The sequence below is a fragment of the Lonepinella sp. BR2357 genome, assembly GCF_051851525.1.
Lineage (GTDB): Bacteria > Pseudomonadota > Gammaproteobacteria > Enterobacterales > Pasteurellaceae > Lonepinella.
The window spans coordinates 175,045-200,099 of the sequence record NZ_JBPDVG010000003.1; the positions used below are offsets into that span (position 1 = coordinate 175,045).

Sequence of the window (25,055 nt, forward strand, 5' to 3'; positions counted from 1 at the left end):
TGCTAACATATTTTTTATTATAATCAAGAAAGATTATAAAAGATGAATAATTTCTAAGTAAAAACGAGAACATTCAGGTTAAACAAAATAAATAACAAGCCGCAAGTTTTATATGCGGCTTGCTATTCAACATTAAAGCGGTTTATCTGACTCTTTATTTTCGGTGGAATCCGTGGTTTCTGTTATTTCGACATCTTCCTCCGTTTCCCTATTTTCTGTGGTTTCTGGCGTGATTTCCGTTTCTACATTGTCGGCAGAATCCGTTTTTGATTTTTTCGGAATGAATTTCATCAACGACAATAACAAGGTTTTCATTCCCCCAAGCAAGAAACCAATGAACGCAAACAAGCCTTGTTCTTTGCTTGGAATGGCACTGCTGTCAACAACTTCGCCATTTAGCCGATTTTCTAGCAAATTAAGATGTTTTTTCAATTTTCGTTGTTGGCATTTTAAACATAAAACTTGAATTGCCGCCCAGCTCAACGGCAGTAGCCCTGTGAGAATCATTGATTTCATTGTTTTCAATGAAACAATAAGAAAATAATTTCCAAGCACTGCTGATGACATAATAAAAACGCCAACCAAAATACAGCCTAATGCTTGTTTTTGTGAGTTCATTATACGTTGATGTAAAACTCTTTCTTAGTCATCACTAAATACTTTGTATTTATACTGAATGATTTCAATTTTTCGTTCGGTAGAAACAGGTTCATCTTTAGGTAATTTAATATAATCAGCTATAACTGGAATGAATTTCTCCGCAGACGTGCCATTTTCTTCTACATTTTTAATAACTTTAGACAAATGGAAATAGAGTTCATCTTTGGCTTTCGTTTTATACATTATGTATAACGCCCAGCCACAAAATAGAAATGATAGCCCAATCACAATAGTTGATAATAAATCCATAATCATAATCATAATCATAATCATAATCATAATTTCATTCTCCTTTTTTTAGTTTTTCTCAATGTCTACATCATATTCTGCAAGTTCACGATACTCTGGGAAATTACATATACTCCCCGATTTGTGTAAATATACATTCACTTCATGCTCCCAATGAAATATAGTACAAAATTTTGATTTACGAGCTGGAGGAACATACGCTAATTTTAACTTAATATCCGTTGGTTTAACGGCAATCCCTTTTGTTGAAACGGTTTCATCAAGACGTTCAAATGTATACTCAATAATAGCTAGAGAATCCCCATTTAACCTCCTGCCTCCCTCGCTATAAGAGATTTGTCTAAATAAATAGGCTAAGCGGTCCATATCAGAGAATAGACTATGGTGCATTCTATCTGCTAAGGTATCTAAACTTTCGTTAATAGAAAAAGTATAGTTATCAGGAGAGTAGATAGGTAAATCGAGAGCTAATCTATAATAATTTGCTTTCATATTTTCCCCATCTTTTTCATTTTCCCTTGTCTTTTCGGTTTCAAAAAACACTTTATTTTTTTGTAAAGATAATACGGTTTTGCCATTGTTACTTTTGGGAACGTCAATAATGGATTTAAATGGACTTTCTATTGGTCCGTCAAACAGCGCTATCCCATAGCGTAATTTAAATTTATTTGGTAAAATGTCAGCTTGTGCCTTGGCAATTTGGTTATTAATTGATTGAATAATACTCTCTTTGTTTTCTAATGCTTCTTTCTGATATTTTTCTAAATCGCTTCTTAATGCACTCTCAGCACAACCCTGAATTACAGAAAAAGCGAAGTCAAAATATTCCTCTCCATAAGAATGATAGATTTTCTCCTCGCCATTGACCCGTCCCGTTTCATGGGTGCTAAGAAATTTAATAACACCAAATTGAGTATTTTTGCTAACAGAACGGGGTTTGTAACAGCCCACAGGTGGATAATCTATAAATTTTTGAGATGTATTCCAATACTCATAATCTTCATATTGAAACTCAGAGGCAGGTTGCCAAAAAAACAACACCGCCAACAAGCCAACGCCAACTGCCGTGCGTAGCTTATGTGCTTTCGCCCATTGCAATGAACGTTTGAAAGACTGACCGCTATTTTTTAATGAAATTTTCATTGTTAAATCCTTGTCAAGATGATGTTCAGGGAAAGTTTTTTGAACAAAAATGCCCTTAGCGGAGTGTTCCCACAAAGAACACTTCACTCGACGAATGATTATACATTAGCTGGAAAAAAAACAGGGTTTTGTGCGGGTTTTATTGACTAAGGGATCAATCCTATTCGTTCTATTTCTTATAATAAGACGACAACGGCAATTCCGTGGTATTTTTCACGGTTTGTAAAATAATCTCGGTTTTGAGATTTTTGATACCAAGTGAGGTGGTGAGATATTGTTTTTGTAGGCTGTAAAATTCGTCTAAATCGTGGGTTTGGATTTTTAGGATAAAATCAAAATCGCCGGCCATTAAATGGCATTCGGTAATTTGCGGGATCAGCTTCATTTCAAAAATAAAGCGTTCTTTGAGTTTCAAATCGGCTTCAATAAAGGAGCCAAGCACATACACTGTGACATTGAGTTGCAATTTTTTCGGATCAAGCAAGCAAACGTATTTATCAATCACACCGCATTGTTCTAATAAGTTCACTCGTCTCAGACAAGCGGAATTAGACAGTCCGACGGTTTCGGCTAATTCGTTGTTTTGTTGTTTGCCATTTTGTTGCAGTGATCGCAAAATGCGTAAATCAGTATTATCAAGGGTTTTGGTTGGCATTTTACATTCCTTGTTTGGTTACTCATATGATACAAGTCATGCCCCTTTTTGTAAACAAGTAAACCGAGGCGGCGAGATTAGTAGGCGACTACCGCACATATTGTACAGTAGTCGCATGTGTTAATTTATGGGTTAAGCATAAAGCGATACTTGCACCACCAATAAAATGGAACCAATTAACAACAACATTCCTATCATTGGCATGACAAATTTCACCCATTTATTAAATGGAATATGCAACATTTGTAAGGTCACTAACACCAAGCCAGTTGGGGCTAAGAATAACATGGCGTATTGTCCCCAGTTGTAGGCAGAAACCACAATGTGACGTGGAATGCCCACCGCATCGGCAAGCGGTGCCATAATCGGCATAGAAAGCACAGCTAAACCAGAAGATGACGGTACAAATAAGCCTAAGAAGATGAAGATCACCAATTGTGCAAGAATAAACACACTACTTGGCATACCTGCGACGAGATTGGAGGTGTAGTTCAAAATGGTATCGGAAATCATCCCTTGATCTAACACTAAGTTGACGCCACGAGCTAACCCGATAATCAAAGAGACCCCCACTAAATCTGATGCACCAGCAGTGAACGCATTAAGCACATCTTCTTCGGATAAGCGAGAGATAAACATGATTAAAATCGTAATCGCCAAGAATGAAGACGCCATTTGTGGGAACCACCAGCCGCCAGCCATCACGCCCCAGACCATAATTGGGAAAGCAATACAGAATAGGGTTAAGATGACTTTACGTTTTTTGGTAAATTCTAACTCTTTGTTGTCATCGGTTTGGAAATTTTTCAAATAACGTTGGTTAAATTCTTCTCGTTCTTCATAGCAGAAAGAGAAAGTTGGATCTGCTTTGACGCGTTTACAATACCAGTAAAGATAAGTGAGAACAGAAATACCACCCAAGACGAGTCCGATAAAACGGAAACCCATTCCCTCAGTGAATTGAATACCCGCTGCATTAGATGCAATGACGACGGAGAACGGATTGATGGTAGAGAATGCCGTTCCCATTGATGATGCCAAGAAAATGGCACCAACGCACACAATCGCATCATAGCCCAAAGCAATAAATATCGGGGCTAAAATCGGGTAGAACGCCACCGCTTCTTCTTCAATACCGCAAGTGGTACCACCGATCATCATTAGTACGGAAACGCTAAACACGATGAAAAATTCTCGTCCTTTGGTGCGTTTCGCCAGTGCGGTTAAGCCAGCATTAAAGGAACCGGTACGATTAATTACCCCAATCATACCGCCCAATACAAAGATAAAGACCATAATATCGGCGGCTTCGATCGTTCCCTCCACCATACTTAAGGTAATATCTTTCAAGGTTTTCGGTTGTTGTTCAACTTGTTGATAGGTTCCTGGAATGGCAATGGGTTTTCTAATCGTTCCTTCAAGGAAGTTATTGAGTTTGATTTTAATATTGAGATTTTCCAAGGATTCTTGCGTGGCTGGCAAGAATTTATCGTCTTGTTGATAGGTTTTTACCACAAATTGTTGTGTGGTGTTGTTGTAGGTTAATTTGGAATAGGAGCCGGCTGGCACAATCCAAGTGAGTCCTACGGCAATAATCAAAATCGCAAAGAGAATGGTAAATGCGGTAGGAAATTTAAATTTTTTTGTACTACTCATCATAAACTCCTTACAAGAACAGGGGGCGACGTCCCCCTATTCTCAAGCGTTAATTAGTAATAAGTGGTTTGCTCCACCTTGGTGCTTAAGCGTGTGCCAGCAGTGCCTTTCACAATGTCCACAATGTCAGACAAGGAGCCGATCACGGCGTCTTTGCCAGTTTGTTTTACAAAGTTAATAGCCGCTTGCACTTTTGGTCCCATTGAACCGGCAGCGAAATTAAGTTTCGCCAAGTCATCTGGGTGTGCTTTGGCAATGGCTTTCTGATCTGGCTTGCCCCAATTTAAGAATACCGCTGACACATCAGTAGCGATAATAAATAAATCCGCTTCCAAATTTTCCGCTAACAACGCAGAGCAGAGATCTTTATCAATCACTGCTTCCACGCCACGCAAGGATCCTTGATCATCGTAGTAGGTTGGAATACCGCCACCGCCAGCACAGATCACGATACTGCCTTTTTCCAACAACCATTTCACAGGGCGAATTTCAAAAATCCGTTTTGGTAATGGACTTGGTACCACACGGCGATATTTGTCGCCGTCTTGGGCAATGGTCCAATTTTTTTCTTTCGCCAAGCGTTCCGCTTCTTCTTTGGTGTAAACAGGGCCAATCGGTTTGGTTGGATTCTGGAATGCGGGGTCGTTTTTATCCACTTCCACTTGGGAAAGCAACGTAGCGAACGGCACTTCAAACGGTACCAAGTTCCCCAATTCTTGTTGAATCATATAGCCGATCATCCCCACGGATTCCGCCCCTAACACATCTAATGGATAGGTTGGTACATCTTTATAAGCCGCCCCTTGCAAAGCAAGCAAGCCGACTTGTGGGCCATTACCGTGGGCGATCACCAATTCATTATGCGGATAAATTTTGGCAATTTGTTCGCAAGCAATACGAACATTTTGCCGTTGATTTTCCGCTGTAAGTGGTTCGCCACGGCGTAATAAGGCGTTGCCGCCTAATGCAATCACAATTCTCATTCTGTCCCCCTAAGCAAGGCTTGCCACCATCACGGCTTTAATGGTGTGCATACGGTTTTCTGCTTGTTCAAATGCCACGTTCATTGGAGATTCAAACACATCTTCAGTGACTTCAATACCCTTGGCAAGTGCGGGGTATTTTTCCGCAATTTGTTTGCCCACTTTGGTTTCGCTGTTGTGGAACGCCGGTAAGCAGTGCATAAATTTCACTTTTGGATTGCCGGTACGTTTCATTAATTCTGGGGTGACTTGATATGGCATTAATAAATCAATGCGTTTGCCCCAACTGTCTAACGGTTCGCCCATTGACACCCACACATCGGTATGCACAAAATCTACCCCTTTCACTGCACGATCAATATCGTCAGTGACGGTAATTCTTGCCCCACTTTCAGCACCAAATTTTTCGCACATGGTCACTAATTCAGCTTCAGGCAATAATTCTTTTGGACCGCAAATCCGTACGTCCATACCCAATTTTGCCCCGATTAACAACAAGGAATTCCCCATATTGTTGCGAGCATCACCAATATACACATAGCTAATTTGGTTGAGCGGTTTGTCGCAGTTTTCAATCATGGTAAGCACATCGGCGAGCATTTGGGTTGGGTGGAATTCATCGGTTAGCCCGTTAAACACTGGCACACCAGCATAGTCGGCAAGTTCTTGTACAATGGTTTGTTTAAAGCCACGATACTCAATGGCGTCATACATCCGTCCCAACACACGTGCGGTGTCTTTCATACTTTCTTTATGCCCGATTTGGGAAGAATTTGGATCAATATAGGTGACATTTGCCCCTTGATCGTAAGCAGCGACTTCAAAGGCACAGCGAGTGCGCGTGGAGGTTTTTTCAAAAATTAACGCAATATTTTTACCTTTGAGTTTTTGTTGTTCGGTACCTGCGTATTTCGCACGTTTCAAATCACGGGAAAGATCAAGCAAATAACGAATTTCACGTTCAGAATGATTTACAAGACTAAGTAAATGTCTGTTTTTAATATTAAAAGCCATAATGTTTCTCCTATTGATGATTAAATCTTTGTGTCATTCGTAGGGTATGTGTTCCCTACGATGTGATTTATCATACAAAATAATACTTGGAATTAGCTGCGGTTTTCTGCGGTGAAATGTAAAGATTTGCAATAAAATGCGAAAGAAAAAGGTGATATTGAGATTGAATTTGAAAAAAGCATTTAGTGAATATGGGTTGTTTTATGATGATGGTAAGTAGACTGAAATTTTTGTACACAATTCACTTTGTGTGTTCACTCACTTAATAATACATTAAGCGAGTGAACTCAACATTTCTTTTTATGTATTGCAATTAGAGGATAAAATCCCGTCTAATTTAATCTGTTATTCGTGCGATGCCACATATCTCTGCTAATGCTTTCAAACGACTATCCGATTTGGCTACGTAAGGGTTACTCGTATCCCAAGCATAGCCTGCCAAAATAGACGAAATCATGGCTCGAATTTCTGGGTTGGCATTTTTAGCGTACACCACATCTTGGAAAGAACCCTCATACCAGCCATTCACATAGGTACGGAACGCATTGACCCCTACCATCAGTGGATCAGAAAATTCCTGTTGCCAATCCACCGTTTCACCTTGCAACTGGCGAACAATTAATGGTGCAGCCAAACGTGCGGAATGAAGCGCAATGGTTACTCCTGATGAAAAGACGGGATCAAGAAATTCTGTAGCATTGCCTAATAAAGCAAAATTTTTACCGTGCAGGCTTTTCACATTGGCTGAATAACCTTTGATATTGAGATAAGGAAAATCGGTTTCCCATTTGGCATTAACCAACAAACGTTTTAACACGGGCGAATCCAACGCAAATTGCTTCAATACAGATTCACTTTCTCCCGTTAATTTTTCGGGTAATCCCACCACACCAATGGAACAGCGATTATCCGAAAAGGGAATTAACCAAAGCCAGATATCCCGATGTTCAGGGTGAGTAGTGATTAAAATTTTATTACGATCATAAGTCGGATCGGAAATATTGTCTTCAATATGGGTAAAATGTGCAATTCGCATTGGCAAGTTAGAGGGAATATCTAAATTAAATAAACGTGGTAACACACGCCCATAACCACTTGCATCTAACACAAAACGAGCTTCTACTTGATAATGTTCAGATTGATCGGTATTCACCGTTAAAATCACGTTGTCATTGTGATTATCTACGGCTTCAACTGAATGCCCATAACGCACTACGGCACCTTTTTTCATCACTTCATCCGCTAAAATTTTATCAAAAATCGCCCGTCTTACTTGTAAGGTTGTGCCAGGTCCTGAGGTGAATTTTTGGTTAAAGTCAAAATAAGCATAACGCTCGCCCCAGCTAAAGGCTGCACCATTTTTAAATTGAAACGTTGGTTCTGCTCGCACCGCATCAGCCAGTCCTGCCTGTTCGAGAATATCCATGGCATAGGATAATAAACTCTCACCGATCACAAAACGTGGAAAATGCTGTTTTTCCAATAGCAACACGCTTAATCCTTGTTGTCTTAACAATGCAGCAGATACTGTACCTGATGGACCTGCACCAATAATCACGACATCAAATTTTTCCATAATATTTATTCCCTATCTTAAAAATCTAAACGTTAATAATAAACTGCATAATAAACCAATACTGACACTCAGCCCAAATGATGCTACCGCTGGTGTACTGCTTAAACAAAGTAATATAAATGAAATCAGCGTTGTGGTTGCCGCTAACGTCACCGCAATACGTTTATGTAAAATACTTTCTTGCACCGTTTGCATATACGCTGTGTAATCAATACTAATAGTTGACACCAACAACAAACCAAACATTGTAAATAGCGTAATAGGCAAATTTAGCCAAGCAAAAATAGCAATCGTGAAAATCACCGATGTAATCGGAATAACTAACATTTTAGCACTACACTTAACGCCAAAAAAGCGTATTAATAGCAAACTTGCTAAAACAAATGAAAGTAATTTAAGCCATGCGGCTTGATTGCGAGTTTGTTGAAAAGATTGATTTAAATGAGTACGTTTATCTTGCCAAAAAATATGTTGGTTATCGGCTAACAGAGCAATTTGATCAGCGTTTTTTAATCCTGAAAGTTTAATAATTGAGGCGACATGCTTTTCAGTAAAATGCCCCAAATAAAGACTTCGCCAACCTTCGCCTAATTGCATAGAAAGTGCTTGTTCAAGAGAAATCGGTTTAAAAGCATGAATTTCTTGCTGAATTAAATCAAAAGGCACACCAAATTGATCTAAAAGTGCGGTATTTTTTGCTGAAATTTTTTCAGTGAGTCGAGAAATAAAATCTTGTTGCTCGGAAAATGGCATTATCCATTGGCTTATAGATTGAAATTTTTCAATATTACCTTGTATTTTTTGTTGTGCTAACTGTTCTGATAATTGCTTATCTAATGCCAATAATTGCTCGGTATTTTCTGCTTGCAATAAAAAGTATTGGCTATTCAATTCAATGCCTGTAATTTCACTGATTTTTTGTACTTGTTGAATCAAATCCATGGGTAAAGCCACCCATTGACGAATATCATCTCGCCATTGACTGCGGTATAAACCGATAAACGTCAAAATAATTAATACTATCGCTAACCCTTTTTCCATGGAAAAATAGTATTTTTTTAACCGCACTATGTAGGAAGAAAAAGAGAAAGAAAATGACGAAATAAGCGAAGTAGGTTGATAATGTTTAAAGAATAAGGGTAAATAACACTGTGTACAAAGCATCGCACAGATTAATGCTACGCTAGAAAATAGTGACGTTTGTTTTAAGATAGGTAAATGAGTAAATCCCAACAATCCATAGCCAAGCAAAGTAATCAATAAGGTTAGCCCGAATGTTAAGGTTAATCCTTGCATCTGTTTTTGTGCTTGCCAAGGAAAAACAAAAAGTGATGAAGCAAACCAATGCAAGGGAAAATCAATCAACACCCCAACTAAACTTGTGCCAATGACTAAAGTTAAAATATGAATTTGCCCGAAAAATTGCACGGTCGCCACAATACCACAGAGCATACCGACAATAATCGGCAAAAATAAACTGAATATTCGCCACGTTCTAAATACACTGAATAACAATAGCAAGGTTAAACCCATGCCTAAACTTGCCATTAAAGTACTTTCCGTGCTAGCTTGCTGTTTAGCGTGAGCAGAAAAAATGGCAGCCCCTGTCATATAAAATTGTCCCTTTTGTTGCAAAACCTGTTGTTGACTTTGTTGCAACAAGGGTAACAAATTCTGATCTGGCGAAATAAAATTTTGTGGTGATAATTCAGCTCTAATCACGACCCAAGTGAAATCGCCTTGCGTACGATATAACATACCACTTTGCATATCCCATTGTAACTGACTTAACTGTTGTGACTGAGCTAATACAAATCGCCCCAATCCTAGCCAATCTTGCGATAAAGGAAGTAAGTTAGTTTGATGAAAAGGATTAACGATCTGTTCCGTATATTGCTGAAAATATTGTTCGGGCGTATTGAGTAACTGATCCCTGATATTCGATGGCAATACCGCTAATTTTAATTGCTGTATTTCCTGTTTAAGTTGATTTAAATCAGGTTGAATTTTATGAATAACCTTTTGAAAAATAGTGCTAGTTTGCCAAGTTTGGCTAATCTGTTCAGCTAACCTAAAGGCATTTTCTCTGGAATGATGACCGATTACCGCAATAATTTGCTGATTGAATTGACTTTCTTGCTGGCTATCCGCCCATTGCTGAATAGGTTGCCATTGGCTTTCTTGTGGTAATAGGCTATGTAAATCTGTGTCTAACCATTTTTCAGATTGCCATTGTTGCATAAATAACAAAACCATACCGACTAAAATCGCTAAAAAAAGCCAGCGAAACCATTTTATTAATTTGGTTTGATAAAGAACATAAAGTGCGGTGCTTTTTTTAAGCATTTTTATCTCTCTATGGCTTACTGCAATGATTGTTGTGCAAACCCTGATAAAGGTTGATTTTGTAATAGTTGGTTAAACTGAATTTCCGTACGATCACCTTGTTTTTCATCTAAACGGATATGTTGCACATTGTCATTCCCCGTAATCACGATTTGCGTAAAAATCTGCTGCATTAACAAGCTACTCGGTTTAAGTGTTAACGTCCAATGCTCGGCTTGCCCCGTTAAAGCCATATCAAATTGTGATTGCAAAGCAGATAAATTGCCTGAAAGCAAACCTAGAAATAAACCGATCTGTTCCGATTGCCCTAATTTATTTTGAGTAACCCATTCACCATTTAAATATTGGCTAATGCCTTGTGGTGTAATACGTAATTGACTGCTGAACGGCTGTTGCATTTGCCATAACAAACCACGGTTTTTAACCAAGCAAAATTCACCTGTGGCCGTAATGGGTTTAGGTAACGCATTTAAAAAACGTTGTTGCTCAAATTGACCTTGTACATTATCAGGCTTTTGCAATAACGCCACTAAGTCAGCTTGTGAAAACGCTAAAGCCAAAGGTGAAAATAGGCTAAACAAGAAAAGTAAAAGCGTCTTTTTCATTTTTATTCCTTTTTATTTCTTATTCCTTGGGACAAAATCCGCTATATTGCTCAATGGCAGCACGCCACGATGCTGGCGTTTGAAATTGCATTTCTTTGCTTGCAATCTCAACCGCCACTTGTGTTGTACTGGCAGTAGTGAGCTTTTGCCCTGTTTGAGCATCAAAAAATGTATAATCAATGCGTAAGCAGGTTTCATATTCCACCACACCCAACTCCACCCGAATTTTTTGACGAAAAAAAGTCGGTTTAATGTATTTCACATTAAGCTGAACCACTGGCCAAGCATAGCCTTGCTCTCGCATAATATGATAATGGTAGTGAATATCTTCTAAAAAGGCACAACGTGCTAATTCTAAATATTTCACATAATGACCATGCCACATAATATCCATTGAATCCACATCAAAAAAAGCGATGTCGTATTCAGAGCTATGTTTGGCATAATAATGAGATTTGCGTTTCATTTAGCCTGCTTACGTTTTGAATTACTTAACAATGTCGCCTTTAAGTGCCACACCTGAAATTAAATTGCCTGCATGGCATTCAAATTCTGTCGCACTGGAATAAACGTTTTTCTTATAGTAGCTGACTAAATTCGTCACTTTAGTTGCGCCCATAGAAACTGCTCTGTCTTGGAATTGTTTCACTGCTGATAAGAATGCCCATTGACAAGCCTCTACGTCCGTTTTATTGGCTGCATTGGTTTTTTTGTTGGTGACTAAATCTTTGGCTAATACCTTACCTGAGGCGGATTTAGCAAAATAAAGTTTAACATTTGGATTGAGAACGGTCTTGGCTTGTGCGCTATTTAATGCCTCATTGATAGAAAGGTGATGTGTGGTATCACGAGGGGCGCAAGCTGCAAGTACCAAGGCTGCGATGCTAATTGAGATTAATTTAAGTTTCATAAAGACTCCTTGTTATGATGATAAGTGATGGTTTACTTTACTGGAATACAAGCCAATAAGCAATGATTCCGTTAACTTTGTTGCATACAAATTTTCTCAAAATCTGCACGCCTAATTTTAGATTGACTATTGCGTGGCAACTGCTCACTAAAGCGCCAAAACCGTGGCAACGCTAAGGTTTCTTGCGTTCGGCTCAAATACTGTTTTAGGGCGTGAATCAAGGCTTTACGATCTTGCAAAAGTTGCTGTTTTCCCACCGCAGTTAAGGCTATCCACGCCACGGGGCGTTGGTATTCTGGATGCAGCCCGAGGTAACAATCTTCCACCCAAGTATGGGTTAATAAATCTTGCTCAATTTTCACTAAAGAAATGCGCTTATCCCCTAATTTGACAATGCGATCCGCACGCCCAAGCAACATAAATTGACCTTGTTCAATGTCAACCACATCTTTGGTTTGTTCTCGTGCCTCCACCCATGGGGATTGTACCCAAAGCTCACCTTGTTGATTTTGCCCAATTTCCACCCCAATAAACGGTTGCCAATAGGGGCTACCCGCTCGAATTGCCACGCCCCCTGTTTCGCTACTGCCATAAATTTCCGTCACAGGAAAACCTAATGCCTGTTGCAGACATGCAGCGGTCTTTTCAGGTAAGGCCCCGCCTGAAGAAAATAATCCCACCAATTGATGCTGAATAGGCGGGAGAATCGCCAGATTCATATTATTTAATAATGCCGGACTGGTGACCCACACCACTTTGTCGCATTTTTGGGTTTCCGCCACAAGGGTTTCTGGATAACGTTGTTGCGTCACCCCAATTTTCCACCCCATAGTCAAAGGCACAAAAACACGAAAGGTTAACCCATACAAATGCTGTACACTGACGGAGCTTAAAACAGTAATGTTCACCCCTTTTTCAAACGGCAACATTTGCGCTAAGGCTTGGGTTTCCTTATATAACTGGCTTGCTGTGCGTGGAATAATTTGTGCCTCGCCAGTACTGCCTGATGTCTTCAGCAAGATTGGTGTGCGGTTATCTGCCGCTAAATAAGGGACAGCCTCGTCCATCTTGGGGATAATTGACGGACATAAAAATGGCTGAATATTGTCTTTCGTCACCCATAAATCCGCATTATTTGCTACCCATTGTTGATTTTCTGGCAATAAATTGGGGGGCAATAATACCTTAATATCCTGTTTTAAACAGGCCAATAACATACAACTGAATTGATAGGCATCCTCAAGCCATAATGCAATGGATTGAAGCTGTCGGCTTTGTAATTGTTGTTCAATATATTGGCATTGTTGTGCCATGGATTGAGGAATAAAAAACATGTTAGTTGCTATCCATTATAGACTGATTATGCGGTTCATCCGCCCAAAAATCATAAAAATTAAACCATTGTAATGGATTTTTAGCACATTGTTGCGCCAGTAAATCGGCGTAATGTTGCATAGCGTGCTGAATTTGTTGCTGACGTTTTGTGCTACGACCATTGAGCTGAATATCTAATTTATGCAAGGATAAGTGATATTTCCCCTGTTGCTTGACGCAAAATAAGGTGTTAACAGAGGTTTTAAGTAAACTGGCCAATAACCATGCACCTTGCGGGAAAAGCGCTGGCTGGCCTAAAAAATTCACGGCAGCCGTTTTATCGCCTTGCAAAGGAATGCGATCCACCGCCAATGCAATCCATTCCCCCCGCTCAATATATTGCGACAATTCCCACATTTTCGCCGCATCAAGTTCACTCACTTGTATCAAGGACAATTCATCCGCCCCCGCATCTACTAAGGCTTGGTTAAAGGCTTGGGCGTGTTTACTGTGTACCAGAATATGCAATTTAAAGTGTGCATGATGACCATTGGCAACTAACGCTCGACTAACTTCCGTATTGCCAAAATGGCTACACACTAAAATTTGCCCACGAGCGTTCGGATCGTTCATCTCCTGATAAAGCTGTTCAGGATCCTCAATCACCAAATCCGCATAGCCTATTTTATGTTGCCACACTGCAAAGCGATCACAAATAGATTCACCAAAAGCAAAAAATTGGCGTAACAAGGCGAAACGCCCTAATTGCACGTTTGGAAAGGTATGCGTTAAATGCGTTTGATAGGTTCGAATATGGCCACGAGCGGTTTTACTGGTCACAAAAAAATACAGCACCACCCAAAAGGTCACAAATTTCATCAACCACAATGGGAAATAACGTACCATCCATCGCGTTAATTGCAAAAAGACAGGATGACCTCGTTCATTTAAACTCGCCCAATGTTGACTCATAACGGTTGTCCTGTAAGTAAACGACGCAACATGCCAAAAAACAGACGAGCGTGCATTCGGCTGATACGTAAATTATCTTGCCAAGCATGAAAATGTGACACCCCGTCCGTAGGATATTGCACCTGCGTTGATAACCATTGCAATGCAATCTGTTGCCAGTGGGCATAGACCAATAATTCAATATCAAAGTCCATACGATCGCCCACTTTAAAACGATCCAATAACGGCACCACGGCATCAAGCGGATAACAACGAAAACCACACATTCCGTCTTTGATGTCCGTCGATAACGTATTGACAGCTAACCAAAAATTGGTAATCTTGCGTCCATATAACCGTGCTTTTGGGGCATCTTCGCCATAAATAGGCAATCCACAAATAATGGCGTTTGGTGACTGCTCCGCCCGTTCAAGCATGGCTTGCACATCGGTTAAATTATGCTGTCCATCTGCATCCACTTGTAACGCATGACTAAACCCTTGCTGTTGCGCATAACGCAGGCCGACTTTAAGTGCGGCGCCTTTTCCGCCATTTTGGTCACAATAATAAATATCGGCTTGATCCGCATAGGTGGCCAATTTCGAGCGTTGTATTTCCGTTGAACCATCATCAATGATAATGACCGCCAAACCTAAATCACGCAAGGCGTGAACCACCGCCCCCACGCTGTTGGCATGATTATAATGGGGAATAACTGCCACGGGACGAAAGTTAGCCATTGTCGTTTCCTATTTTTTGCTGACAAATCGCCACAAAATCTGCATGACTAATTTTCCCTTGCAAATTACGTGGTAGATGTTCACTAAAACGCCAAAAACGAGGTAATCCAAAACGTTCATGGTGAGGCGCAAGATATTGTTTAAATGTTTTCACTAACATTTTGCGTTCATTGCATTGTTGGCTATCATGTAAGGCAATCCAAGCGACTGGCCGTTTAAATTCAGGGTGAGGGGCAACATAGCAATCTTTGACCCATGGATGTTGACTTAAATCTTGCTCCAGTTGCACCAAAGAAACTCGTTTATCGCCAAATTTCAGAATACGATCCAGACGCCCAAGCAGTTCAAATCCATTGGCATGAAATTCCACGGCGTCTGCCGTTTGTTGGCGTTCATCACTCCATGCCGATTCAACCCATAACGCTCCTTGCTCATTCACCCCTAAGGTGGTTTTCTCAAAAGGGTGCCAGATGGGATGATTCTGTTGACGATGGGCGATCACACCGGTTTCGCTACTGCCATAAATTTCCACTAAAGGCGTATCAATGACTGCCCGTATGCCTTGTGCAATATGGGAATACAACACACCGCCGGCGCAGGTTAAGCCGACAATATGTTGCTTAATATCGGCTAATTTCTCCGGTTGAGTATGATTCAGCAAAATCGGGCTAGTCACCCATAAACAACGTTCAAGTTGACGTGTTTCTGCCATTAAAAATTCGGGAAACAGTTTCGGTTGACGATTCAGAATAAAGCCTTGCAATAAAGGATAAAACACACAAAATGTTAAGCCGTAAAGGTGTTGCGTACTGACGCTCGCTACGATATCCAGTTGCTGACTTGAAGAAAAAGGCAAGGTGTCCGCTAAAATTTGGGCTTCTTGCCACATTTGTGCGGTGGTTTTTCGAATAATTTTTGCCTTGCCACTGCTGCCAGAGGTTTTCAGCCAAATTAGGCTGTCATTATTAAACAGGGCAAGATCCGTTTCGGCCACAACATTTTGCGTGACACCGTAGGTGACAATATTTTCATCATTCAGCAACAGCGCTTTATGCTCGTCAATCCAGGTTTGATTATCTCCCCATAGACTTTGTGGCAATAACACTGGCACCTTGGCCCGAATACAGGCAAGCAAGGTACAAGTAAACAGCGCACCATCCTCAAAGTAAAGTGCGACAATACTGACCTTATCCGCTTGTAATTGTGCTTTTATCTGTGCCACACGCTGATAAAAATCTGCTCGTGTCCAATCTGGATTACGGGCAATCAATGTCATGTTGTCGTTCCTTCTTCATTAAAATCTGACGAATCCCATACTCGCCAACCATAAGTCCACCCATTAACACATAGGCAATCACCCCTGAATACCACGCCCAAAGTTGATATTGTTGCATGGCTAAAAAGAGGCTCAATAACACAATATTCAGTATAAACAACCCGCACCAAAGTTGCGTCACCACTCGGGTGTAGCGCACGGCAAATTCAGGGAGAGCCGGTTCTCGCAAGCGGGCTAAACGTTCCACTAAGGTTTGCTTTTGCCATAAACTGCCACCAAATAACGCCAGCATTAACAGGTTTACCCCGATCGGGTAAAAATAGAATAATTCGCTGCGAACTAAGGCAAACAAGGCGAACAGCACAGCAATCACCAAGATAAAAAAGCGCCGCTCTGGCGGATCAATCAGCCCTTTTACCCCCCACAACAACGCCATTAGCAACGCGACAGAGTTCCAGTTTTCCGTGCTTCCTTGCCAGAGATAGAGTAAGGGGAAAGCAAGGCTTGCGATATGAGCCAGAATATTGAGTAATAGACGTAAGGTTTTCATTTTGGTTTTAGCTATGTCTTAAATGTTGTGTATGGACTTGTAGGGGCGTATTGCATACGCCCTTTGATGTCGCCCAAATTTTTAAAGGTATTTGCAAATTTTCGGTTAGGGCGTATGCAATACGCCCCTACAATCAGATCTAAAATATAATTGACGCAGAAACCAAAAAATTGCTTACTTATTATTCAAACACCACAAACCCACTCGCATAAGGCTCGTTTTGCTCACTTAACAATTTAAACGCTAAACGATTTTTCGCTGATTGCCATTCCAGTTTTAAGCAAAACACATCATTCGGGCGTAGGAATTTTTGAAACTTCAAATTATCCACGCGTACCATTGTTTTATCAGCCATTTCAAGCCCAAACAGCTCGCGAACTTTAGCGATCACCCATTGCAATTCCACCACGCCAGGCACTAACGGGAAATCGGCAAAATGCCCCGCAAAATAACGTAAATCAGGGGGAATCTTCCCCTTGAGATGATAGCCATCTGCCCGTGATTCGAGGTCTAACCAAATGGGATTAGTCGGTTTTGGCATCGCTTAACTTTTTCACGGCATCAATCACATCACGCACGGTACGCACGTTGCGGAAATCTTCTGCTTGTAATTTATATCCGGTTTGACGTTTGATGTAGTCGATCAAATCAATGGCATCAATACTATCAATTTCTAAATCTTGATAAAGATGCGTATCCAGTGTAATTTGGCTTTCGTCCACTTCAAACAGCGAAACCAGTGCATTAGTCAGAATTTGTTGAATTTCTTGTTCTGTCATTGAATTACATTCCTTTTTGAGTACGCACAAAATCCGCTAGCGTAGCGACACTTTGAAAATGTTGACGTAAATTTTGTGGATCACCATCAAGTTGTAAACCAAAGGTTTTTTGTACCACCAAACCGAGCTCAAGTGCATCCACAGAATCCAGCCCTAAGCCATCTTCGCCAAACAAAGAAATATGACTGTCAATATCTTCCACCGTCATATCTTCTAAATTCAGGCTATCAATAATCAGTTGTTTAATTTGTTGTTCTAATTCCATTTTCAATCCTTGTTTGAGTATTAAAATAATCTTCTAAATAAGCGTTTAAACGCCGTGCTGCAATGGGTAACGGTTTTTCGGCTAGCCACGTGGCGGGTAAAATATCCTCACCCACCATGAATTGATACCGAATGCGACATTTTGGCAGTTTGTACCACGGTTGCCCTTTTTTGAAATTTAGCGGCGACATCTTTATCACCACAGGCGTAATCACATCTGCACTACGCAAGCCCACCGACACCGCCCCACGGTTAAATTTGACCACGCCATCCCAGCCAGTGCGTGTGCCTTCGGGGAAAATCAGCAAGGCTTCACGGCTTAGGGTAGCGGCACATTTTTCTAATAAGGCTTCCGACTGGCAATTTGGAATAAAACCGCATGCTTTAATCGGACTCGACATGGACGGATTATCCATTAAATCGGGCTTAACAATACAATTCATATTGGGCTGTTTGGCAAAAATCAGCACCACATCCAACAAAGAGGGATGATTGGCTAAAATCAACTGTCCTTTTCGCCCAAGTCGTTCAAAGCCTTGGTATTCCACGCTTAAAATACCAAACCAATGCAGACATTTCACAAAAAATGCCCAAGTGCCACTTACAATCGCACGCCCTTTTGCCAGACTTTCAGGCGTATGATTGGGGTAACGCTTGGCGTAAGGATAGAGCACGATTTTAAACAGCACGCCGACCACACCAAACAGCACAAAACCGAGTAATGTCCCGATAAAACGGCGTAGCCAGTCGAGTTTTTGCACTAGTTTTTTTGCCATAACCATTGTCCATAACGACTGGATGGGGTTTGCCAATGTCGACTATTCAAGGCTTGCTGTTTCATCCAAATTAATGTGCTATCCATCGCAAAATATTCTGAATTTTCGACCGCACTTTGGGGATGTAAGGTTAAACCGAATTGTTCACCACGCTCAACGACCAATGCTAACGCATAGGCGAAAGGCGGACGACTCATTGGCACTACATCATATTCTTGCTTTAAAGGCGTTTCTACCACGACCACAAGCACTTTTTCTGCCCCGTCATTGAGCATTAAATAGGCTTCAAGCAACGCCATTTCTAGATTGTCTTGTGCGGCAATGGCAGTACATTCTTGTTTGACTTGACGCATTTCTGACCATTGCCCGATTAACGCATTATGCACAGAAAGACTAAAGGACGTGGGGGAAATGTCTCCCTCCGTTAACAGGGATTGCCACAAGGCAAAACTGCGGTTCATTTCACTGTTCAGGGAAGCATAAACCACAGGAAAGTGCGGTGCATTTGGGGTCAATTCCCAACAGGCAGAAAAAAATAGCCGTGCCGATTCACTGAGGCGACGACGTTTTAACGGTGGCAAAAAATCTAACTTAGGAGGAGAGACAGGCCACTGCTTAGCATCTTGTAAAAAAGCCATTTCATCCAATTGCCAAGCATGAGATGGAATTTCCCGATCAGCAACAAAGTGCCAATCCAACACATTGAAAGAAAAATGACAAATCCTTTCTGACATACCTTTCTCTCACCCCAAAGATAACGATTAATTAATAATTTTTGAATAATTCATTAATGATACGATCTGTCTGACCTTGAACACCGCTGACTTTCACTAACTCTTTCTCATCACCACGCTGTTTATAAGAGACTTCACCTAAGGCAGTACGACTGCCATTATTCACTTCAGATAAACGAAGTTTCGCTCTTAAAATAAGATTATTTTCTTCTCTTAGGCTATAAGCTAGCACATATTTACAATTTGCAGGTGGATTAACGCTGACTTCCGCCGTAAATCCTTTTTTCTGCAGACTGTTGGCTAAATATTGTCCAATATTGGCAATCGCAGGCTTGTTCACATCTTTTACGCAAATATGTTTAATATCCGCTTGTTTAGCTACTGGTTCACTATTGGTGACAGAAGATGAACAACCGGCCAAAGCCAATGTACTTGCCATAATAACAAATAATGTTTTTTTCATTGCAATTCTCCTTACCTTATTTTACAGATAATTTAGCATAGATTTTCTTTCTTTGCTATGCTTGCCAACGTTTAAAAATCAACGATGTATTCACGCCCCCAAAAGCAAAATTATTATTCATCACATAATCGGTTTGGATCTGTTTTCCATCGCCCTGAATATAATCTAACTTTCCGCAACGTTCGTCAATATTTTCTAAATTAATTGTAGGTGCAAACCAGCCATCACGCATCATTTCAATGGCAAACCAAGATTCTAATGCCCCACAAGCGCCAAGGGTATGCCCCAAATAGCTTTTCTGTGAACTTAATGGAATACGCCCAAATACCGCCTCCGTGGCCAAGGTTTCTGCAATATCTCCTTGCTCGGTGGCCGTGCCATGTCCGCTGACATAACCAATTTGCTGCGGGGATAATTGCGCATCTTTTAAGGCCAGTTCCATACAGCGTTGCATGGTTTCCTTTTGCGGACGTGTCACATGGCTACCATCACTATTGGCGCCATACCCCACCACTTCAGCAATAATATTCGCTCCACGAGCCAGTGCATGTTCAAGTTCTTCTAACACAAACATTCCTGAACCTTCGCCGATCACAAGACCATCTCGATCTTTATCATAAGGTCGTGGCGTTAATTTAGGATTATTACAATTCCGACTCGCGGCGTAAAGACTATCAAAAACATAGACTTCGGATGGACAAAATTCTTCGCCACCACCTGCTAACATCATTGGAATTAAGCCGTATTTAATGGATTCATAAGCGTATCCAATGGCCTGACTACCGGATGAACAAGCACTTGACGTCGGAATAATCCGCCCTGTTAAACCAAAAAAGATCCCGATATTCGCCGCTGTCGTATGTGGCATCATCCGCACATAAGTATTCGCATTAAAACCGTCTGACTTGCCTGTCATCAAAAGCTCTGCGGCATCTTTAATATCATTCGTTGAACCTGTGGACGAACCGCAAGCCACGCCCATTCGCCCGTCTTTTAGCCAGTCTAAAATCACGCCATCTTCATCTAGCAAATTCGCACTTTTTAACGCACGTTCGCTAGCATCCACCACAAACTGCGAGACACGCCCAAGACTGCGTAATTGCTTACGATTCCAATGTTTCGGTGGCTGATAATCCGGAATTTCCGCCCCAAGTCGTGCTTCTAATTCAGGATAACGTTCAAGCCAATCTTGCTTGGTTTCCACCGCATTTTGCTTACGCTGAAAAGCCGATTTAATACTTTGCCAATCGTTACCCAACGCAGTTAAACCACCGATTCCTGTTACGACTACTCGTTTCATTTTTTATTCCTTTCGCTACTTATCATCTAACATAACCCACCATTCACCGCAATCACTTGTCTGGTAATATATGCTGCTTTTTCATCAAGCAAAAATGCAACCGCATGGGCGATTTCATCAGGGTTGCCCATTCGCCCTGCTGGGATCATTTTTAAAATTTCGGCAACAGGCACATTTTCGTCAATAATATCGGTATCAATCAAACCAGGAGCAACGCAGTTTACCGTAATTTTGCGTTTGGCTAACTCTAATGCTAAGGCTTTTGCCGCACCAATAATGCCCGCTTTGGAGGCACTATAATTCACTTGCCCACGATTACCAATTAAACCAGATACAGAGGTAATACACACAATGCGACCGTCTGTGCGACGGCGGATCATGGGCATCATAATCGGGTGTAGCACATTATAAAAGCCGTCTAAATTGGTTCGTAACACCTGATCCCAATCTTCATCTGAAAAAGCAGGAAACGCATTATCTCGAGTTAATCCCGCATTTAAGACGACGCCATAATAAGCGCCAAATTGCTCCACATCTGCGGTTAATTTTTGACGAGTTTCGCTCCGATTGGCCACATCAAACTGCAATATTCGGGCATTTTGCCCAAGCTCACGAATACTGTCGGCGACCTTTTCCGCCTCCTCCATTCGGCTACGGCAATGTACCACAATATCATAACCTTGCTCGGCTAAATTCAACGCAATCGCTTTGCCAATGCCTCGGCTTGAGCCGGTGATTAAAACGGTTTTGTTCATGTTATTCTCTCTTTATTCTTTCGGACTAAACACATTCAAGGCACCGCTTAATAGCAATTTCTCACCATCAAACAACTGCGTATCAAATACGCCCATTCCTGTGCTATCTTGCAATGACAGTTTTACTTTAATATCCAAACAGGTACCAAGCGGAATCTGTGCTTGATAAATATGCAATTTGCGTGTACCGAGCAAATAACCTAAGCGTACTGGTTCGCCGACCTGATGTGCCATACAACCTGCCCAAGCCGCCACACCTTGTGCTAAAATTTCAAGGGCGCTCAAGGTTTCAAACACGCCATTTTGAATCAAAATATGTTCAGGGTAAATTGTGGCTTGTGCGTGCAAAAAATCATCGCCAAAGGCCAGCACACGATCTAATAAAGCCATTTCACCACTTTGTGGAATCAAGGGAGCAACATCATTAATTGGACAAGTTAAATCAATCATGACATTCTCCTAAAATTAACACCGCGTTATTGCCACCAAAGGCAAAAGAACTGCTTGCACCGATACGCTGTTCCCCTTGCCAACGGCTATTTTTATCGGCTAGACAAATGTTAGCCATGGTCGGATCGGGCTGATTATCCCATAATTGAGCCGGTAATACACCATTCGGATTGATTTTTCGGCTAATCGTCGCCCATAAAATAGCGGCCTCCACGGCCCCTGCCGCCCCTAAAGTATGCCCTGTATAAGGTTTAGTGCTAGTACAAGGTACTTGCTCGCCAAATACAGCCACGACCGCCAAGGCTTCCATGTGATCATTATGATTTGTGCCTGTTCCATGTAAATTAACCCAACCTACTTGATCAGCATTTAATTCCGCTTTCCTTAAGGCATGCTGAAAGGCAGACATGGCGCCATTTCCAGTCGGATCGGGAGAGGACATGTGATGTGCATCACTGCTTGAGCCATAACCCAAAAGTTCCACGCAATCCTCTTGGTCATCCAGCAGAAGTGGCGTTTTGGTCATCAAAAATACAGCAGCCCCCTCGCCAATATTAATGCCCTGTCTATTCGCAGAAAATGGGTTAGTTTGCTGTTCGGACAATACTGAAAGGGAATGGAAACCGCTCACTGTTAATGGCGAAAGCGTATCCACGCCCCCACAAATCACGGCATCACACAAATCGGCTTGCAATAAACGTGCCGCACTGATTAAGGCTCTAACTCCCGAAGTACAAGCGGTTGAAATGCCATAAGTCAGCCCTTGCAAATCATAAGCTGCAGCAACAAAATCGGCCGGCGCTGAAAATAAATATTGTTGTTGATTAAACGCTTTTTCTTGCCAGTTTTGATGACGAACAAAAGACTGAAATACGGGAATATTTTCATCTGCGCCGGTGGTAGAAGAACCCATCACTACGGCAATGCGTTGTTTACCAAATTGCGTTATTGCCTGCTGAATTTGTGGCTCAATTTGTTGCAAACTATGCCATAACAACTGATTATTACGACTACAATGAATAGGATCAAGATCCGCAGGCAAGGCTCGCAAAGGGCTCATTACTTCACCTAGATAATGCGGTTTAGCTTGGATTTGATGCTGACTAAATACATGATCCGTGGCTTGTAAAGGAGAATTTCCGGCAAAAAGTGCGGTGAAATTTTGTTGAATTCCGTCCCCTAAACAGGTGGTGATCGCTGGCGACATTAAATAAAGTTTATTCATGATGCTCCCCTTGTGAAATTTCACTAATTCGCCAATAAGAATTATCATCTAATATTATTTGGAAACTTTGTTGATTATGCTGAATCAGCCAAATTGTCTGATCACCTAACTTGTAAATCTTATGATGGCGATCAATGTTAATCTGACTAAGTTGAAATATTGCGGTGGTGGGATTCAATTCAGTGGCCAATGCAGAAAACAGTTTCTCTGCTTGCTTATTTGGCATAATAAAACCGTCATTTTGCCAACCATTTTGCGTGAGAACGACTCTGGCTAATGGTGCGCCCAAAATATCCGTCTGCACCCAACGCCATTGTGTTGGACTAAATTGTATAGATAATAAACTTTGCTGCTTAAGTGTGATATTGATATTTTCTAATAATAATGGATTTTGTATGAGGCTAGTGAAGTCAGTCGAATGGTTAAATTGTTCAATTTTAAACACACGAATGTTTTCTTGTTGAACAGGCAGTTGTTGCACTTGTAACGATGTGCAACTGGTGATAAAAAAAACGAAAATAAAGAAAAGATATTTTTTCATCTCAGTAATCAATATATGAATTAGCATTATTTGCCCAATATTAACATATAATCTACAACGTGCAGTGATTTTTAACATGTCAAAAATCAAAAATTGTGTGAAATTGTATGGTATTTCGCCATAAATTTCATGCCATTTTTATGAAATCTCCGTATAATCTTTAGTAAGCAAAAACATCAAAAGGAAAAAAATCATGCAACAAAAATCAATCTGTTTTATCGGTGGTGGCAATATGGCACAAGCGATTGTGTTTGGCTTGTTGAAAGCGGAGTATCCTGCAAATTTGATTGCGGTTTGTGATCCCGATGCGGAAAAACGCCGTTTATTTGCGGAAAATGGCGTGTTAGTTTCTACGGATAATGTCGCCAGTGCGAAAGCCTGTGACGTTGTTGTGTTGGCCGTGAAGCCTCAAGTGGCAAATGAAGTCTGTTCTGCTTTGAATGTGGGCGAAAGTGCGGTGGATTTTTCGCAAAAATTAGTGATTTCTATTATGGCAGCCATTTCTGTGGAAAAAATCACCGCACTTTTACATCAGGCAAACAATGTGGTGCGTGTGATGCCGAATACGCCAGCTTTGGTATCACAAGGAATGTTTGGGTTATTTGCCAGAAATAGTGTGAATGCGGATTTCAAAAAATTTGCTGAGAATTTATTGCAAGCCGTGGGCAAAACCTGTTGGGTGGATGATGAGCCAGATATGCACGCAGTTACTGCGGCGTCGGGTTCAAGCCCAGCGTATTTCTTTTTGTTTATGGAATCCATGCAACAAGCCTTGTTAAAGATGGGATTAACCGCAGAACAAGCCCGTTTATTGGTGCAACAATCCGCATTGGGTGCAGCGCAAATGGTGGTGGAAAATCCTACTGTTGAGTTGGCGACGTTACGTCAAAATGTGACATCGAAAGGGGGAACTACGGCGGCCGCATTAAATGTGTTTAATGAGAAGCAGTTAGGGCAAATTGTGGAGCAAGCGATGTTGGCTTGTGTGGCGCGGTCGAAAGAAATGGAAAAATTGATGGGATGACCCTCACCCCGACCCTCTCCCATAGGGAGAGGGGGGCTGTACAGAGGGAATGGTTAGATCGACTATAATACCAAATATCGTTCCCTCTCCCATAGGGAGAGGGGGCTGTACAGAGG

29 protein-coding genes are annotated in these 25,055 nt (G+C 41.2%); 1 reads left to right on the forward strand and 28 read right to left on the reverse strand.

Features of this window, described 5'->3' with window-relative positions:
• Positions 1-132: 132 nt before the first annotated feature.
• The 28 genes from ACTG7L_RS03035 to ACTG7L_RS03170 form a co-directional block, all read right to left on the reverse strand.
• On the reverse strand, positions 133-516 hold the full coding sequence (locus ACTG7L_RS03035; protein WP_439287432.1) for a hypothetical protein: 384 nt from the start codon (positions 514-516) through the stop codon (positions 133-135).
• Between the two features lie 126 nt (positions 517-642).
• Complete coding sequence (locus ACTG7L_RS03040; protein ID WP_439287433.1) at positions 643-843, reverse strand: hypothetical protein; 201 nt, start codon at positions 841-843, stop codon at positions 643-645.
• Between the two features lie 114 nt (positions 844-957).
• The gene (locus tag ACTG7L_RS03045) at positions 958-2,052 is read right to left on the reverse strand and encodes a hypothetical protein (RefSeq protein WP_439287434.1); all 1,095 of its coding nucleotides are present in this window, start codon (positions 2,050-2,052) and stop codon (positions 958-960) included.
• A gap of 169 nt (positions 2,053-2,221) precedes the next feature.
• A complete protein-coding gene (locus ACTG7L_RS03050; RefSeq protein WP_439287435.1) occupies positions 2,222-2,707 on the reverse strand; it encodes an Lrp/AsnC family transcriptional regulator in 486 nt (161 codons plus the stop codon).
• 132 nt (positions 2,708-2,839) lie between these two features.
• Positions 2,840-4,366 (reverse strand): YfcC family protein, encoded by a 1,527-nt coding sequence (locus ACTG7L_RS03055; protein ID WP_439287436.1) that lies wholly within the window; start codon positions 4,364-4,366, stop codon positions 2,840-2,842.
• Positions 4,367-4,416: 50 nt separating this feature from the next.
• Complete coding sequence (gene arcC, locus ACTG7L_RS03060; protein ID WP_439287437.1) at positions 4,417-5,346, reverse strand: carbamate kinase; 930 nt, start codon at positions 5,344-5,346, stop codon at positions 4,417-4,419.
• 9 nt (positions 5,347-5,355) lie between these two features.
• Positions 5,356-6,360, reverse strand: coding sequence for an ornithine carbamoyltransferase (locus ACTG7L_RS03065; RefSeq protein ID WP_439287438.1), 1,005 nt, complete (start codon positions 6,358-6,360; stop codon positions 5,356-5,358).
• A 337-nt stretch (positions 6,361-6,697) separates the two neighbouring features.
• On the reverse strand, positions 6,698-7,936 hold the full coding sequence (locus ACTG7L_RS03070) for an NAD(P)/FAD-dependent oxidoreductase (RefSeq protein ID WP_439287439.1): 1,239 nt from the start codon (positions 7,934-7,936) through the stop codon (positions 6,698-6,700).
• Positions 7,937-7,948: 12 nt separating this feature from the next.
• Positions 7,949-10,282 carry an MMPL family transporter gene (locus ACTG7L_RS03075; protein WP_439287440.1) on the reverse strand — a complete coding sequence of 778 codons (2,334 nt, stop codon included), beginning with the start codon at positions 10,280-10,282 and terminating at the stop codon, positions 7,949-7,951.
• Positions 10,283-10,299: 17 nt separating this feature from the next.
• Positions 10,300-10,887, reverse strand: a complete 588-nt coding sequence (locus ACTG7L_RS03080; protein ID WP_439287441.1) for an outer membrane lipoprotein carrier protein LolA — start codon at positions 10,885-10,887, stop codon at positions 10,300-10,302.
• A 19-nt stretch (positions 10,888-10,906) separates the two neighbouring features.
• Positions 10,907-11,353, reverse strand: coding sequence for an acyl-CoA thioesterase (locus tag ACTG7L_RS03085; RefSeq protein ID WP_439287442.1), 447 nt, complete (start codon positions 11,351-11,353; stop codon positions 10,907-10,909).
• 21 nt (positions 11,354-11,374) lie between these two features.
• A complete protein-coding gene (locus ACTG7L_RS03090; protein WP_439256798.1) occupies positions 11,375-11,797 on the reverse strand; it encodes an excinuclease ABC subunit A in 423 nt (140 codons plus the stop codon).
• 71 nt (positions 11,798-11,868) lie between these two features.
• A complete protein-coding gene (locus ACTG7L_RS03095; RefSeq protein WP_439287443.1) occupies positions 11,869-13,131 on the reverse strand; it encodes an AMP-binding protein in 1,263 nt (420 codons plus the stop codon).
• A gap of 1 nt (position 13,132) precedes the next feature.
• Positions 13,133-14,083 (reverse strand): LpxL/LpxP family acyltransferase, encoded by a 951-nt coding sequence (locus ACTG7L_RS03100; protein WP_439287444.1) that lies wholly within the window; start codon positions 14,081-14,083, stop codon positions 13,133-13,135.
• Positions 14,080-14,802 carry a glycosyltransferase family 2 protein gene (locus ACTG7L_RS03105; protein WP_439287445.1) on the reverse strand — a complete coding sequence of 241 codons (723 nt, stop codon included), beginning with the start codon at positions 14,800-14,802 and terminating at the stop codon, positions 14,080-14,082. The genes ACTG7L_RS03100 and ACTG7L_RS03105 overlap by 4 nt, the downstream gene beginning before the upstream one ends.
• Positions 14,795-16,078, reverse strand: a complete 1,284-nt coding sequence (locus ACTG7L_RS03110) for an AMP-binding protein (RefSeq protein WP_439287446.1) — start codon at positions 16,076-16,078, stop codon at positions 14,795-14,797. The genes ACTG7L_RS03105 and ACTG7L_RS03110 overlap by 8 nt, the downstream gene beginning before the upstream one ends.
• Positions 16,059-16,628 carry a hypothetical protein gene (locus ACTG7L_RS03115; RefSeq protein ID WP_439287447.1) on the reverse strand — a complete coding sequence of 190 codons (570 nt, stop codon included), beginning with the start codon at positions 16,626-16,628 and terminating at the stop codon, positions 16,059-16,061. The genes ACTG7L_RS03110 and ACTG7L_RS03115 overlap by 20 nt, the downstream gene beginning before the upstream one ends.
• A 181-nt stretch (positions 16,629-16,809) precedes the next feature.
• Entirely contained in the window at positions 16,810-17,169 is a 360-nt protein-coding gene (locus ACTG7L_RS03120) for an ApeI family dehydratase (RefSeq protein WP_439287448.1), read from the reverse strand.
• Positions 17,153-17,407 carry an acyl carrier protein gene (locus ACTG7L_RS03125; RefSeq protein WP_439256791.1) on the reverse strand — a complete coding sequence of 85 codons (255 nt, stop codon included), beginning with the start codon at positions 17,405-17,407 and terminating at the stop codon, positions 17,153-17,155. Before ACTG7L_RS03125 ends, ACTG7L_RS03120 begins: the two co-directional genes overlap by 17 nt.
• A 4-nt stretch (positions 17,408-17,411) precedes the next feature.
• Positions 17,412-17,672 (reverse strand): phosphopantetheine-binding protein, encoded by a 261-nt coding sequence (locus ACTG7L_RS03130; RefSeq protein WP_439256790.1) that lies wholly within the window; start codon positions 17,670-17,672, stop codon positions 17,412-17,414.
• A complete protein-coding gene (locus tag ACTG7L_RS03135; protein ID WP_439287449.1) occupies positions 17,650-18,447 on the reverse strand; it encodes a lysophospholipid acyltransferase family protein in 798 nt (265 codons plus the stop codon). The genes ACTG7L_RS03130 and ACTG7L_RS03135 overlap by 23 nt, the downstream gene beginning before the upstream one ends.
• Entirely contained in the window at positions 18,432-19,181 is a 750-nt protein-coding gene (locus ACTG7L_RS03140) for a beta-ketoacyl synthase chain length factor (RefSeq protein ID WP_439287450.1), read from the reverse strand. Before ACTG7L_RS03140 ends, ACTG7L_RS03135 begins: the two co-directional genes overlap by 16 nt.
• Positions 19,182-19,212: 31 nt before the next feature.
• Positions 19,213-19,644 (reverse strand): hypothetical protein, encoded by a 432-nt coding sequence (locus ACTG7L_RS03145; RefSeq protein ID WP_439256787.1) that lies wholly within the window; start codon positions 19,642-19,644, stop codon positions 19,213-19,215.
• Positions 19,645-19,699: 55 nt separating this feature from the next.
• Positions 19,700-20,944, reverse strand: a complete 1,245-nt coding sequence (locus tag ACTG7L_RS03150) for a beta-ketoacyl-ACP synthase (protein ID WP_439287451.1) — start codon at positions 20,942-20,944, stop codon at positions 19,700-19,702.
• Positions 20,945-20,970: 26 nt separating this feature from the next.
• Positions 20,971-21,699, reverse strand: coding sequence for a 3-oxoacyl-ACP reductase FabG (gene fabG / locus ACTG7L_RS03155; protein ID WP_439287452.1), 729 nt, complete (start codon positions 21,697-21,699; stop codon positions 20,971-20,973).
• A 12-nt stretch (positions 21,700-21,711) separates the two neighbouring features.
• Entirely contained in the window at positions 21,712-22,149 is a 438-nt protein-coding gene (locus ACTG7L_RS03160; protein ID WP_439287453.1) for an ApeP family dehydratase, read from the reverse strand.
• The gene (locus tag ACTG7L_RS03165; RefSeq protein ID WP_439287454.1) at positions 22,142-23,374 is read right to left on the reverse strand and encodes a beta-ketoacyl-ACP synthase; all 1,233 of its coding nucleotides are present in this window, start codon (positions 23,372-23,374) and stop codon (positions 22,142-22,144) included. Before ACTG7L_RS03165 ends, ACTG7L_RS03160 begins: the two co-directional genes overlap by 8 nt.
• On the reverse strand, positions 23,367-23,915 hold the full coding sequence (locus ACTG7L_RS03170; protein ID WP_439287455.1) for a hypothetical protein: 549 nt from the start codon (positions 23,913-23,915) through the stop codon (positions 23,367-23,369). The genes ACTG7L_RS03165 and ACTG7L_RS03170 overlap by 8 nt, the downstream gene beginning before the upstream one ends.
• Positions 23,916-24,108: 193 nt before the next feature.
• Here ACTG7L_RS03170 and proC point away from each other — a divergent pair, with 193 nt between their 5' ends.
• Positions 24,109-24,939 (forward strand): pyrroline-5-carboxylate reductase, encoded by an 831-nt coding sequence (proC, locus tag ACTG7L_RS03175; RefSeq protein ID WP_439287456.1) that lies wholly within the window; start codon positions 24,109-24,111, stop codon positions 24,937-24,939.
• Positions 24,940-25,055 lie beyond the last annotated feature (116 nt).